Origin of the sequence: Polynucleobacter necessarius (assembly GCF_900095195.1) — a bacterium.
GTDB classification, from domain to species: Bacteria; Pseudomonadota; Gammaproteobacteria; order Burkholderiales; family Burkholderiaceae; genus Polynucleobacter; species Polynucleobacter necessarius_G.
The window spans coordinates 1,399,711-1,412,927 of the sequence record NZ_LT606950.1 but is presented as its reverse complement, the minus strand read 5'-3'; the positions used below and the strand labels follow the sequence as shown (position 1 = coordinate 1,412,927).

The window sequence follows — 13,217 nt, the reverse complement described above, 5'->3', positions numbered from 1 at the left end:
TCCCTAAAGCCAGTAATATTGCGTTATGAGTTCAATCCCACCACCTTCTTTCGAAACTAAAGTTTGTCTATTAGAGCAACTTGAAATGAGAATTGCGAGCTTGCCGCGACCATTGGTTTTTACGAATGGGGTGTTTGATATCTTGCATCGTGGACATGCTAGCTATTTGGCCCAAGCTCGCGCTTTAGGTGCAAGTCTTGTGGTTGGCGTAAATTCAGATGCCTCAGTCAAAATGCTGGGCAAAGGCGATGACAGGCCTATCAACACTGAAGCAGACAGACAAGCTTTGCTGGCTGCCTTAGAGAGTGTTGATATGACCGTTTTATTTACGGAACAAACCCCTGTCCAATTAATCGAAAAAATTCGACCTGATATTTATGTCAAGGGCGGTGATTATGAGATTGAGACTTTAGCTGAGACTCGCGCGGTCAAGAGCTGTGGTGGAAAAGCGGTTGCCATTCCATTTTTGTATCAACGCTCTACTACTAGTTTATTGGGAAAAATTTGCTCGTAAATTAACCGAGAGTCAGTTTTAAGACTCGGTATTTTTCAGAAGCCATGCCCAAAGTCCGCGGAGTACCAAGCCTTCGCAGACCTCAATTTTGATGTGACTCAATTTGTGAGTTTGAACTAAAGCATTTGCTAATATTTTTGCATTGCCGCCATCAATCCAAATAGTCTCTACGGCCTGGTTCATTTCTTTTGCAACATCAAGGGCGTATTGAATTGCGCCAATCTGGGCGGCATCACATCCACCTACAATTGCATGATTAGTAGATAGTCCAAATTCATTAGAAGGCTCATTGCGAGTAGCCATTGGAAGTTGGGCTGTATTGGTCACCAAGCTTTTTTGCATGAGATCAATCCCAGGCAGAATCCATCCGCCGTGATGGACGCCATTTGAGCCCAATAAATCAATGGTTGTTGCCGTACCAGCACTAACAACCAGTGTGTTGGTTTTGCTGAGGTTACAAGCTGCGATGATTGCCGCCCAACGGTCGGCACCCAATTTACTGGGTTCTTGATAAAGGGTTCGAACGCCATCAAATGAGCTATCACCTTTTAACTGCTGCCACCTTATTTCTGACCATTGCGGAAAGAGGGATTGGAGGCTGTTGATGGACTCTTGTCCAGCCACACAACTGAAAGCAATAGCATTTGGCTTCGGTAGCGTTTTTGCGATATAGCTTGAAAGTTCTTGGCGATGTTCATGGGACCGCAATGAATTACTACTAATATAGCCCGAGTAAGCCCAGAGTTTTTTTTGTTGAGCAGATGGGTGTTGAGTAGATTCAACAGCGGCCCACTTAAGTTGAGTATTACCGACGTCAAATATTAAAAATAAGCTCATGATTTAACTCTGAGAGAGAGGTCGCCTGCATAAATAGCCTGTAAATTTTTTTCTTGCTGAAGTAGTAGTGCGCCATTGGTATCAACACCCATGGCAACGCCATGTACTGGGTCTTTACCAGCACCAGAAATACTGACCCTTTGATTTAGGTGGGCATCCCATTTAAGCCATTCCTGTTGGTAAGCAGAAAACCCCAGCTGATCAAATTTTTTGAAATGCTGATCAAAAGAATCGAGCAATGCTAGCCAAATATACTCAGAATCTGGGGGGGGCGTGTTTGGGGCGACTAGTTGATCGATTGCTCCAACTTTGACGTTATCTTGACTTAATGATTTTTCAATTGCACTTGCGTTCCGCAAGTTGATGCCGACGCCGACAATCATCCAATTTGGATCGCCGGGCTTAGTTTGGCCGCCCTCGATCAATATTCCTGCAAGTTTTGAATCATTTAACAGTAAATCGTTTGGCCATTTAAGACGTATACCTGATTGGTGTAATTCTTCTGAGGTAATCCTTAATGCTTGCACCAGACCTGCAATCACCGCTAGACCAACAACCAGGCTTAGCCCAGTTAATTCTGCAGGACTCCGTTTGAATGGATAAGCCATTGAGAAGCAGACAGAATCCTCGGGGTTCGCAAGCCATGCTCTGCCGGCACGACCTTTGCCCGCAGTTTGCTTGTGGGCAATGCGCGCCACGGGATCGATTAATTCTCCCGCTCGCCAGCGTGCCAATAAATCATCATTCGTGGATTTGGTTTCAGCAACGCGTTCTAGGATGCAATTTGCAGTCATTTCGCTATTGTAGAAAGGTCTGACCTAGAATTGTGGAATGAGTGCAAAAGAACATCGCCCCCAGAGACTGGTTTGGCCCTTACAAGCAATGCCACTTGCGAGGGCGATGAGTCTAGTTTATGCATTTTTGATCTTTTATGTCAGTCTCAATCCATTTGATTTTGATTTTCACAATGGTATTTCAGCCTGGGCTTGGCTCGATGCGCTATTGCCACGCTTTATCACCTTATTTGACGTATCTTTGAATATCTTGGCGTATATCCCATTTGGCTTTTTATTGGTATTTGCAAGCTATCCTCGCTGGCAAAATTTTGTAGCCCTCGGAATCGCGCTGGCTTTGAGTGCCGCTTTGGCTTTTGGTGTAGAAACCTTACAGTCTTGGATTCCTTCACGTATACCGAGTTTGATGGACTGGTGGGCTAATTATTCGGTGGACTGCTGGGGGCTTTTGGCGATTCCTTTGGGGCCACAATGGCTGTCTGGCTCTGCGGTACGACGCAGGCTTGATCAATGGTTTGGATTAAATTGGGCGATGTGCGCTCTTTTTCTCTTATTTCCGTGGTCACAAATTTATCCGCAAAGTTCATGGCTGGGAGTTGGGGTTTGGGGACATGTTGTTTTCGGATCGATTGATTGGGGAACTGCTGTAATCAATCAGGTGGTTCAAGAAACGTTGATCACAGGATTTTGCTGGTTAGGTGTGGCGTTGTTACTCTCTTTGGGGATGAGGGCTAAAGCGCACCAATGGCAGATTCTGAATGGATTGCTTGGATTTACAGTAGTCCTAAAGACTTTATCTACCGCCTTCAATTTGGGTGGGTATCTAGCCTCAATTGGTTAACGGCTGGAGCGTTTTGGGGAATGCTTATAGCTACTATTGCGTTGTATAGGGCGTTGCAATTTAAGTCAAAAACCAAGCAGGTGCTGGCTATTGGCTGTTTGGTTGGGGCAACTATTGCAATTAACATCATGCCCGATAATCCGTATTTCATTAGTAATCTTCGGCATTGGCAACAGGGACGCTTGGTGCACTTTAATGAACTCATGCAGTGGGTTTCAGTGATATGGTTACATTGGCTATGCTTTGGGTCATTCGACAAACCGTGCTTTCATATCTTAAGAATTCATCTAAATAAAAATTTATGAGCTTTTCACACCATTTATTTTTCTGTCTCAATCAGCGGTCTAACGGCGAAGATTGTTGCGATCGCCATAATGCATTTGCACTATTTGAATATGCGAAAAACCGAGTGAAAGAGCGGGGTTTAGCCGGACCCAATAAGGTTCGAGTGAACAAGGCAGGTTGCCTTGATCGGTGCGCGGACGGTCCAGTTATGGTGATCTATCCAGAGGGTATTTGGTATACCCTTGTCGATCAAGAAGATGTCGAGGAGATCATTCAATCCCATCTGATTGAGGGCCACCCTGTACATCGTCTACAGTTGGCCTAGTACTAATAGTTGATTCATTATTGAGAGTTTTATTCATGAATAGTCGTACAAAAATTATTCACATTAATGGCATCGTTGGGCCAATAGAGATGTCAATTGATTTGCCTGACGAATTAAAGACAGACCCTGCGTTTGTAGTAAGGGGTCTTGCGCTTGTTGCTCATCCTCATCCCTTGATGGGTGGCACCATGGACAACAAAGTAGCACAAACGATGGCGCGTGCTTTCAACCAACTTGGTTACGTGAGTGTACGACCCAACTTTCGTGGCGTTGGGGGAACTGTTGGGGTACATGATGATGGTGTAGGCGAGCTTGAAGATTTATTGCATGTGACCGAGTGGATGCAAACCCCCTCAAGCTGGAATCAATTTGAGGTTACGGCACAGCAAGCTTGGATTGGCTCAGCCAATACATTGCCTTTGGTGGTTTCTGGCTTTTCATTTGGCAGTTTTGTAGGAAGCCATTTGGTGCACAGGCTGGCTGAGCTTGGCCGCCCTGCTGAGCGTTTAGTGATGGTCGGCAGTGTTGCTGGTAAATGGACCTTGGCACAGGTGCCGACCGATACGATTGCCATTCATGGTGAGCTAGATGAAACCATTCCGTTGATTGATGTTTTGGATTGGGCACGTCCTCAGGAGTTAGCGGTGCAAGTAGTTCCTGGTGCTGATCACTTCTTTCACCGTCGCTTACATTGCATCCGTAACATTATTACCAGCGCCTGGCTCGGTATGCCTGACCACCGCAATATTTAACCAATCGGAAACGATGTTTTAAGAACCATGACCGAAGAAAAATCACTCATTGAGTATCCCTCCCTCTTTCCCATTAAGGTGATGGGAAAGAGTAATCCGGAATTCTTGCCAGCCATTATTCATATAGCGAAGCAATTTGATCCTACCTTTAATGAAAGTAGGGTTGAGCAGAGGCCATCTAAAGATGGTAATTACCTTGGGCTTACTTTGCCTATTACGGCAACAAGTCGAGAGCAACTAGATGAGCTTTATAGAACACTTTCAACACATCCATTAGTGAGCATTGTTCTTTAGTAATCAGTCATGACCATATTGGTAAAACATCTTGGCTTGGCAGATTATGCTTCGACGTATGAGTCAATGCGCAGATTTACGAGCGATCGTAACAGTGATACTCCAGACGAGATTTGGGTTTTGCAGCATCCCCCGGTATTTACGTTAGGCTTAGCCGGTGATGCTAGTAATTTACATTCGCCATCGAATCAAATTCCGATGGTGCAAGTTGATCGAGGTGGCGAGATAACTTACCACGGGCCGGGACAAATCGTAGTGTATTTATTGCTTGATTTAAAAAGGTTGGGAATATACGTAAAAGAATTAGTCTCCCGTATTGAGCAGGCGTTGATCGATACTTTGGCTGAGTTTGGTATTCGGGCTGAGAGAAAGACGGGCGCCCCCGGGATTTATGTATCTGAACAATCAGGGTTAGATGCAATGCGGATTGGCGCAAAAATTGCTGCATTAGGGCTTAAAGTATCAAAAAGTTGCTCTTATCATGGTTTGGCGCTCAATGTTGACACCGATCTGGACGCTTTTGGGCGCATCCACCCCTGTGGATATGAGGGCTTAAGAACGGTCGATATGCAAACTCTGGGGATCAAGGACACAATCGATATTGTGAGCCAGAAATTATTGGCGCATTTGCAAAAGCAATTAGAACCAACATGACTACAAATAAGATTGATAAACAGGGTACTGAAGAGCGCCAAGATTTTCAGTACGACGCTACTCGAAAACAGAAATCGAGCGAGAAGACGGCGCGTATTCCCATCAAGATTATTCCATTAGAAGAGGTGCTCAAAAAGCCCGATTGGATCCGAGTAAAGGCGGCTTCCGGAAATTCACGTTTCGCCGAGATTAAAAAGATTTTGCGTGAGAATGAATTGGTCACTGTATGTGAAGAGGCGAGTTGTCCAAACATCGGCGAGTGCTTTGGTAAGGGCGCTGCAACATTTATGATCATGGGCGACAAGTGCACACGTCGCTGCCCATTTTGTGATGTGGGGCATGGTAGACCTGATCCTCTTGATGAAAAAGAACCTGCCAACTTAGCGCGTACGATTGCAGCGCTCAAATTAAATTATGTTGTTATTACCAGCGTGGACCGAGATGATTTGCGTGATGGTGGGGCAATGCACTACGTCGAATGTATCTCACAGTCCCGAGACCTTTCTCCTGCGATACGCATAGAAGTGCTGGTCCCTGACTTCCGAGGTCGTTTAGAAAAGGCGTTGGATATTTTTGCTGAGCATGCACCCAACGGTCTGCCAGATGTGATGAATCATAATTTAGAAACGGTTCCGCGATTGTATAAACAAGCAAGACCAGGAGCAGATTATTTGCACTCATTGAAGTTACTAAAAGACTTTAAAGAGCGGTTCCCACATATACCTACAAAAAGTGGGTTAATGGTTGGTTTGGGTGAAACAGATGATGAGATCTTGGAGGTTATGCAAGATATGCGCGAGCACAATATTGATATGCTCACCATTGGGCAATATCTTGCGCCATCAGGACGTCACTTACCAGTAACTCGTTATGTCCATCCAGATGTATTTAAGATGTTTGAAGAGAAAGCTTATGAGATGGGCTTTTCGCATGCAGCGGTAGGTGCCATGGTCCGCTCCAGCTACCATGCTGATCAACAAGCCCATGGAGCAGGGGTTGTTTAAGGGAATTGTTAAAGCCAGTATTTTACTGGCTGCTTTTTTAGTAATAACGGCCTGTAGTCCGAAGCTCAATTGGCGGATTGTTCAATCCCCTGAGCAAAGGTACGTTGCGCAATTCCCGGGCAAGCCTAATGAGATGGTGCGGCTGATTCCTTATCAAGACCAAGATGTAAAACAAGCGCTTGAAGCAGTAAAGATCGATGATGATATTTATTCGATTAGCTCAATTCGGGTAGAAGCCAATCAAGGGGTTTGAGCCAAAAAATTATTGATCAATTGCAGGCTATTTATTGGATCGTGCAAAAGCATCTAGTGGTAATGTATTGATCGAGGATTCCAGCTATTAAACCAGCAATTATCAACGCTTCCCAGTTAAAGATTACTTCATTACATTTGGCTATAACAGCAAAGCTCAGCAATCAATGCGTGTGCGTTGGATAGCTAGCCAATTGAAAGCGGGGGCAATTGGATTTATCAAGTTTCTGTACTGCATACAAACACAAAAACTAGTGATATAAAAGCCCTTCTATCTCAAGAAGGGTATGCGAACTTTTTCAACGAGTTCCGTCCAGAGTAAAGTTGAAAAACTCTAATAAGAAATTACTGGGTTTTTTCGAGAGCGGTAACTTTTGCCTCTAGTGCTTCCAGTTTTTCCCTGGTTTTGGCAAGCACTTTACTTTGCAATTCAAACTCTTCACGAGTAACTAAACCCATTTTTTGAAATCCTTGGTTCATCATTGCGCGCACATTTTTTTCAATCTCTTGTGCGGGCGAATTTCGAATGACATCCCCGACTTTGTTTTGCATATCTGTAGCAATGCGTTGGATTTGTTCAAGAATTTCGCCAGGTTTTTGCAGGATGGGCTTTCAAAAGGGTTGAGAGTTGTATAAATATACACATCAATATTTTAATTTGAGCCTTCAAAAAGGGTGGAAAGGGCTAAAAAATACTAAAAATAGGGAAATTTCACATTAATGGGGCAAATAAATGCACCAAAATAGTGCTCAAGCATTATTACGGTGAATGATCAAAAAGCTTAGCGGGACCCGACCATCATCATCTTTCCATGCAATAAGCATTAATCCAATTTTTGATTCCAAACAGTAAGGAGAAATAGATGAAAACTTTACATAAGAAAGCGCTTTCTGCAGCAGCATTAGCTTTGCTTACAGGCTTGGCGTGTTCTTCGGCATTCGCGGCTGATACACCAACAGATCCAGAAGATGCAGGTAGCCCAATCGCTGCAAACGTAACAATCGTCAATGACTATCGCTATCGCGGTATCAGCCAGTCAAACTTTAAGCCTGCTATCCAGGGCGGATTTGATTACGCACATGAGAGTGGCTTCTACATTGGTGACTGGAACAGTTCCATTGGCTGGATAAGTGATCCATATACTTCAACAGGAAATTTATCAAGTGCAAACCCAACCGGTAAAAGTGTTTCTGCACCAATCGAAATGGACTTTTATGCTGGCTACAAAAAAGAATTCATTGGAGAAGGCTTTGCATCGGATGTTGGTATTCTTCAGTGCTACTACCCGACCTCTGGGCTGCCAAATGGTGCAATAAATCCCAATACAACTGGGTTGTACGCTGCGCAGAATTTTACTTTTGGCCCAGTAACGGGTTTTGTGAAGTTTTCTTATGCGCTCACTAACACATTCGGGAATGCAAACAGTAAGGGCTCCTACTATCCTGATCTGACTGTTAATTACGACACTGGTGTATGGGGTCTATCGCTCAATGGTCACGTTGGATATCAGTACATTGCTGGTACTCTTGCAGGCACAACAGTATCTAATTCAAGTCTATACACCTATACCGATTGGAAGGTAAGTGTAACTAAAGATTTTGGAGGGGGTTTATCGGGCTCCGTGGCTTATGTGGGTACGAATGCGAATATTGCTGGATATTACTCGCCGCAAAATAGCAATTTAGGCCGATCAACTGGCTTAATCTCTTTGACAAAAACCTTTTAATTTCCACCCCTGAACGGAGAAACGTATGAAATTAATTACTGCAATCATCAAGCCCTTCAAGCTTGATGAAGTGCGCGAAGCTCTCTCGGAAGTGGGAGTTTCTGGCATTACCGTTACTGAAGTTAAAGGCTTTGGTCGTCAAAAGGGCCACACCGAGTTGTATCGTGGCGCGGAATATGTTGTCGACTTTTTGCCAAAAGTAAAAATTGAAGCTGCTGTTGAAGATGGCATCTTGGAGCGTGCGATTGAAGCAATTGAAAAATCCGCACGTACAGGCAAGCTTGGTGATGGCAAGATTTTTGTCTCCCCAGTTGAGCACGTCATTCGTATTCGTACCGGTGGAACCGGTGCATCAGCACTTTAAAGAGAGGTTCAAAATGTTAACTTGGATGAAACGACTCGTTGCTAGTGGTGCTATGGCTTTAGCTATCGGTGCTACTGATGTTATGGTGACATCGCCAGTACATGCTGCTGATGAAGCTAAAAAGCCTGCAGTGACTGCTCCTGCTGCCACGCCAGCAGCTGCAGAACCTGCGCCAATCTTGTGCTCTGAAAAGTGCAATAAGGGTGATACCGCTTGGTTACTCATATGTACTGCATTGGTAATCATGATGACAATTCCAGCATTGGGATTGTTCTATGGTGGCTTAGTGCGTAGCAAGAATATCCTTTCTGTACTTGCGCAAACATTAGTGATCTTTTCTCTCACTATTGTGTTGTGGTCAATCTATGGCTATAGCATTGCATTTACTGAGGGAGGGGCGTTTTTTGGAGGGTTTGATAGGCTATTCCTAGCGGGCATTACCCCTGATACTGCTGCAGCTACATTTAGCAAAGGCGTGGTAATTCCTGAATTTGGATTTGCAGCATTCCAGGGTGCGTTTGCAGCTATTACTGTTGCGTTGATCATTGGTGCATTCACAGAGCGCGTGAAGTTCTCTGCAGTATTGTTGTTCGCAATCATTTGGTTTACTTTCAGCTACTTGCCAATCGCTCACATGGTTTGGTTCTGGCCTGGTCCTGATGCCTTTACAGATGCTGCTGCAGCAGAAAATGCAGTTGCTGCATCTGGCTGGTTATTCCAAAAGGGTGCGCTCGACTTTGCTGGTGGAACGGTTGTTCACATCAATGCCGCTATTGCTGGTCTCGTGGGATCGTATGTTGTCGGTAAGCGAATTGGTTACGGCAAAGAAGCGATGAAGCCACACAACCTCACATTTACTTGGATCGGCGCATCTTTGTTGTGGGTAGGTTGGTTTGGTTTTAATGCTGGATCTGCTCTTGAGGCCAGCGGTGGTGCAGCATTGGCTTTTGTGAATACATTGCTTGCAACGGCAGCTGCAGTTGTAACTTGGACTTTGGTTGAATGGATTTTCAAGAAAAAGCCATCCATTTTGGGCGCAGCTTCTGGTGCAGTAGCAGGCTTAGTTGCAGTCACTCCGGCAGCAGGTTTTGTTGGTGTGGTTGGTGCTTTGGTAATTGGCTTGATTGCAGGCATCGTTTGCTACTGGGGTGTTACTGGCCTCAAAAAGATCCTCGGTGCTGATGACAGCTTGGATGTCTTTGGTGTTCACGGCGTAGGCGGTATCTCTGGTGCTTTGCTGACTGGTGTGTTTGCCGATCCAGCATTGGGCGGAACTGGGGTTTGGGATTATGTTGCAAATGCAGTAATCCCTGACTACTCCATTGCTTCCCAAGTGTGGATTCAGTTCCAAGTGGTAGCTACTACATTGATTTGGTCTGGAGTTGTAGCGTTTATCGCTTACAAGCTAGTCGATATCGTGATTGGATTGCGCGTTAAGGAAGAGGAAGAGCGCGAAGGCTTGGATATCAGCTCACATGGTGAGTCTGCTTACGAGTCTTAATCTCGGTTTTACCCCTCACTAGGCGGTCATTGGCTGCCTAGTTTCAAGCGCGGGATCTTTGGATTCCGCGTTTTTCTTTTAATAATCTTACAATGGTGAAATGGTTCCACATCTCATCACTGCCCTAAGCGGTCCTTTGCTCGAATTGGAGTCAAAGGTACTTGAAGCTACTCCCACAATTGAGCGCTGGTTTAGGCTGGAATGGCAAGAACACACCCCCCCATTTTATTGCTCAGTCGATTTGCGCAATTCAGGGTTTAAGTTAGCCCCAGTTGATACAAATCTATTTCCTGGAGGGTTTAATAATCTCTCCCCACAAATGTTGCCGTTGGCCGTACAAGCAGCTATGGCAGCAATTGAAAAGATTTGCCCTGAAGCTAAAAACCTATTACTGATTCCTGAGCGACACACCCGCAATACTTTTTATCTACAAAATATTGCGCGCCTTTCATCAATCTTGCGTCAAGCGGGGTTGAATGTGCGTCTGGGTACTTTCTCGGAAGAAATTAAGAAGCCTACATGGGTTGGGTTACCTGATGGTAATCGCTTGTTGATGGAGCCCTTATCTCGACTTGGATTAAAAAAGCAGCGCTTAGGCCTCAAAGATTTCGACCCCTGCTCTATTTTGCTGAACAATGATTTGTCTGCAGGTATCCCACCGATACTCGAAAACATTTATGAGCAATACTTATTGCCTGGCTTGCACGCTGGCTGGCATGTGCGTCGCAAATCGAACCATTTTGCCGCTTACGAAGAAGTTGCTAAGAAGTTTGCAAAGGTCGTCGATATTGATCAGTGGATGATTAATTCCTACTTTACGAGCTGTTCAAATATTAATTTCCATGAGCGTAAAGGCAAGGAAGAACTGCAGGCTGCAGTTGAGCAAGTTTTAAAAAAGACTGCAAAGAAATATCGTGAATATGGCATCAAAGAAAAACCCTATGTAGTGGTTAAGGCGGATGCTGGCACATATGGCATGGGCGCGATGGTTGTAAATGACCAATCGCAATTAAAGGATTTGAATCGTAAAGATCGCAACAAAATGAGTGTTGTGAAAGAGGGTCTTGAAGTTAGTGATGTGCTTATTCAGGAGGGTGTTTATACCTTCGAGAAAGTAAATGAAGCTGTTGCTGAGCCAGTGGTATACATGATTGACCGTTATGTCATTGGTGGCTTTTATCGTGTGCATACCGATCGTGGCCCGGATGAAAACTTAAATGCACCAGGAATGCATTTTGTGCCGTTAGCATTTGAGCAAAACTCAATGCCAGACCTTGGCGCCAAGCCAGGTAGTGCAGCCCCAAATCGTTTCTATCTTTATGGCGTAGTTGCTCGCTTGGCATTGCTAGCGGCCTCTCTAGAGCAGGAGAGAACCGATCCTGATATGGAAATAGCATATCTAGCCAAACATTCTAAAAGAAGATGAACCTTTTATTTATTGCCGACCCCCTAGAGTCTTTTAAAGTTCACAAAGATTCCACGCTAGCGATGATGCGGGTTGCCCAGGAGGCGGAACATCATCTTTGGTTTTGCGAAAGTCGTCATATTTTGTGGAAGGGTGATTTGGTGGTTGCCGACTGCCAGCCTTTATCAATTAAGTCTAGTTTATCTGTTTGGTTTGAATTGGGTGAACAACAATCTCGTGCACTAAATGTCTTCTCGGCGGTACAAATGAGAACAGACCCTCCGTTTGATATTGAATATCTCAATACTACGTGGCTATTGTCGGCTGCTAAGCGCCAGGGCGCTAGAGTATTTAATGATCCAACTGCAGTGCGTGATCATTCGGAAAAACTTTCCATCACAGAGTTTCCGGAACTTATTCCGCCTACCTTGGTTACCCGTGAACTGAGCGCAGTGGAAGAGTTTCATAAAGTACATAGCGATATTGTTATTAAGCCACTCGATGCCATGGGTGGCATGGGCGTGTTTCGAGTTGGCCCAGATGGTTTAAATCTTGCTAGCATTGTTGAGACGCTTGGCGAGAATGGCGCTAGAACATTAATGGTGCAACGCTTTTTGCCCGAGATTGCTCAAGGCGATAAACGTGTATTGTTGATCAGAGGGCAAGTTGTGCCCTTTGCGTTAGCAAGAATTCCACAAGGAAAAGAAATTCGTGGAGACTTAGCTGCGGGAGGCAAAGGAGTTGCAATGCCCTTAACTGCAGATGAAAAGCGCATAGCAGAAAAACTTGCGCCTATTTTGAATGAGCGTGGATTATTTTTGGTGGGGCTAGATTTAATTAGTGGGTATTTGACTGAGATAAATGTTACTAGCCCAACCTGTTTTGTTGAAATAAGCGAGCAAAGTCAATTTAATGTTTCGCAATTTTGATTAAAAGCGTTTGAGAGGACCTTGGCATAACATGGCTGGAATCGTAATCGTTGCACACACTCCGATAGCTAGTGCAATGCTCAGTTTTGCAGAGCACACCTTTGGTGTTTTACCTGAACGTGTCAGAGCGGTTGATATTCCTCCGCATGAGGATGTCAAAGCCAGCTTTGATCGAGTCCTTAAGGCAGCCTATGGTGTCAATACTGGCAACGGAGTCCTGATGTTGACCGATGTTATGGGTGCGACCCCAGCAAATGTGGCATCCAAGCTAGAAAGCTTAGGCCCATTGTCTGGATTAAATGCCCCTGTCATTGTTTTGGTGGGGTTAAATCTGCCCATGTTAATGCGCTGTATTTCACACCGCGGAGAGGGTATGGAAGAGTTAGCCCAAAAAGCACTTGCCGGTGGGCAGAACGGCATTTTGCGTCTAGGCGCAAAAGTAGATCAAGAGTAATGGGAGTGCACTGTAATGCCAGTAGCTGAGATCGAAATTATCAACAAGTTAGGGCTGCATGCTAGAGCGTCAGCCAAGTTGTCACAATTGGCGGCCCAATTTCCCTGTGAAATATTTCTGTCACGTAATGGACGTCAAATTAATGCCAAAAGCATCATGGGAGTCATGATGTTAGCTGCAGGTATCGGTAGCACTGTCACGTTGGAGACAGTTGGTGATAAGGCGGATGAGGCCATGGAGGTACTTACCGCATTAATTAATGATCGCTTCGGAGAGGGCGAGTAA

At 44.9% G+C, this 13,217-nt stretch carries 18 protein-coding genes; 15 read left to right on the top strand and 3 right to left on the bottom strand.

Going from position 1 to position 13,217, the window contains the following annotated elements; translation table 11 throughout:
• The first annotated feature begins 25 nt into the window (after window positions 1-25).
• Window positions 26-514, top strand: coding sequence for a D-glycero-beta-D-manno-heptose 1-phosphate adenylyltransferase (gene rfaE2, locus BQ1619_RS07840; RefSeq protein ID WP_114663290.1), 489 nt, complete (start codon window positions 26-28; stop codon window positions 512-514).
• An 18-nt stretch (window positions 515-532) separates the two neighbouring features.
• Here the strand turns inward: rfaE2 and BQ1619_RS07835 are convergent, their stop codons facing one another.
• The gene (locus tag BQ1619_RS07835) at window positions 533-1,351 is read right to left on the bottom strand and encodes a type III pantothenate kinase (protein WP_114663289.1); all 819 of its coding nucleotides are present in this window, start codon (window positions 1,349-1,351) and stop codon (window positions 533-535) included.
• Complete coding sequence (locus BQ1619_RS07830; protein WP_114663288.1) at window positions 1,348-2,145, bottom strand: biotin--[acetyl-CoA-carboxylase] ligase; 798 nt, start codon at window positions 2,143-2,145, stop codon at window positions 1,348-1,350. Before BQ1619_RS07830 ends, BQ1619_RS07835 begins: the two co-directional genes overlap by 4 nt.
• Window positions 2,146-2,182: 37 nt before the next feature.
• On the opposite strand from BQ1619_RS07830, the gene BQ1619_RS07825 reads away from it, so the two are divergent.
• The 7 genes from BQ1619_RS07825 to BQ1619_RS07795 all read left to right on the top strand — a co-directional run bounded on the left by BQ1619_RS07825 (window position 2,183) and on the right by BQ1619_RS07795 (window position 6,553).
• Window positions 2,183-2,986 carry a VanZ family protein gene (locus BQ1619_RS07825; RefSeq protein ID WP_197711914.1) on the top strand — a complete coding sequence of 268 codons (804 nt, stop codon included), beginning with the start codon at window positions 2,183-2,185 and terminating at the stop codon, window positions 2,984-2,986.
• 301 nt (window positions 2,987-3,287) lie between these two features.
• A complete protein-coding gene (locus BQ1619_RS07820; protein WP_114663286.1) occupies window positions 3,288-3,596 on the top strand; it encodes a (2Fe-2S) ferredoxin domain-containing protein in 309 nt (102 codons plus the stop codon).
• A gap of 35 nt (window positions 3,597-3,631) precedes the next feature.
• Window positions 3,632-4,348: an alpha/beta hydrolase gene (locus tag BQ1619_RS07815; protein ID WP_114663284.1), complete on the top strand. Its 717-nt coding sequence runs from the start codon at window positions 3,632-3,634 to the stop codon at window positions 4,346-4,348.
• Between the two features lie 27 nt (window positions 4,349-4,375).
• Window positions 4,376-4,642, top strand: coding sequence for a YbeD family protein (locus BQ1619_RS07810; RefSeq protein WP_114663282.1), 267 nt, complete (start codon window positions 4,376-4,378; stop codon window positions 4,640-4,642).
• Between the two features lie 9 nt (window positions 4,643-4,651).
• Window positions 4,652-5,296 (top strand): lipoyl(octanoyl) transferase LipB, encoded by a 645-nt coding sequence (gene lipB / locus BQ1619_RS07805; RefSeq protein WP_174222104.1) that lies wholly within the window; start codon window positions 4,652-4,654, stop codon window positions 5,294-5,296.
• Window positions 5,293-6,300 carry a lipoyl synthase gene (lipA, locus tag BQ1619_RS07800; protein ID WP_114663279.1) on the top strand — a complete coding sequence of 336 codons (1,008 nt, stop codon included), beginning with the start codon at window positions 5,293-5,295 and terminating at the stop codon, window positions 6,298-6,300. Before lipB ends, lipA begins: the two co-directional genes overlap by 4 nt.
• Window positions 6,293-6,553, top strand: coding sequence for a hypothetical protein (locus tag BQ1619_RS07795; RefSeq protein ID WP_231968599.1), 261 nt, complete (start codon window positions 6,293-6,295; stop codon window positions 6,551-6,553). The genes lipA and BQ1619_RS07795 overlap by 8 nt, the downstream gene beginning before the upstream one ends.
• 344 nt (window positions 6,554-6,897) lie before the next feature.
• On the opposite strand, the gene BQ1619_RS07790 is transcribed toward BQ1619_RS07795, so the two are convergent.
• The gene (locus BQ1619_RS07790) at window positions 6,898-7,155 is read right to left on the bottom strand and encodes an accessory factor UbiK family protein (protein ID WP_114663275.1); all 258 of its coding nucleotides are present in this window, start codon (window positions 7,153-7,155) and stop codon (window positions 6,898-6,900) included.
• 260 nt (window positions 7,156-7,415) lie between these two features.
• Between BQ1619_RS07790 and BQ1619_RS07785 the strand changes: the two genes are divergently transcribed.
• The 7 genes from BQ1619_RS07785 (at window position 7,416) to BQ1619_RS07755 (ending at window position 13,217) form a co-directional block, all read left to right on the top strand.
• Window positions 7,416-8,279 carry a TorF family putative porin gene (locus tag BQ1619_RS07785; RefSeq protein ID WP_114663273.1) on the top strand — a complete coding sequence of 288 codons (864 nt, stop codon included), beginning with the start codon at window positions 7,416-7,418 and terminating at the stop codon, window positions 8,277-8,279.
• 25 nt (window positions 8,280-8,304) lie between these two features.
• Entirely contained in the window at window positions 8,305-8,643 is a 339-nt protein-coding gene (locus BQ1619_RS07780) for a P-II family nitrogen regulator (RefSeq protein ID WP_114663271.1), read from the top strand.
• Window positions 8,644-8,656: 13 nt separating this feature from the next.
• Window positions 8,657-10,144: an ammonium transporter gene (locus BQ1619_RS07775; RefSeq protein ID WP_114663269.1), complete on the top strand. Its 1,488-nt coding sequence runs from the start codon at window positions 8,657-8,659 to the stop codon at window positions 10,142-10,144.
• A 100-nt stretch (window positions 10,145-10,244) separates the two neighbouring features.
• Window positions 10,245-11,570: a glutamate--cysteine ligase gene (gene gshA / locus BQ1619_RS07770; protein ID WP_114663267.1), complete on the top strand. Its 1,326-nt coding sequence runs from the start codon at window positions 10,245-10,247 to the stop codon at window positions 11,568-11,570.
• The gene (gene gshB, locus BQ1619_RS07765; protein WP_114663265.1) at window positions 11,567-12,478 is read left to right on the top strand and encodes a glutathione synthase; all 912 of its coding nucleotides are present in this window, start codon (window positions 11,567-11,569) and stop codon (window positions 12,476-12,478) included. The genes gshA and gshB overlap by 4 nt, the downstream gene beginning before the upstream one ends.
• 31 nt (window positions 12,479-12,509) lie before the next feature.
• On the top strand, window positions 12,510-12,932 hold the full coding sequence (locus BQ1619_RS07760) for a PTS sugar transporter subunit IIA (RefSeq protein ID WP_114663264.1): 423 nt from the start codon (window positions 12,510-12,512) through the stop codon (window positions 12,930-12,932).
• A gap of 15 nt (window positions 12,933-12,947) precedes the next feature.
• On the top strand, window positions 12,948-13,217 hold the full coding sequence (locus tag BQ1619_RS07755; RefSeq protein WP_114663263.1) for an HPr family phosphocarrier protein: 270 nt from the start codon (window positions 12,948-12,950) through the stop codon (window positions 13,215-13,217).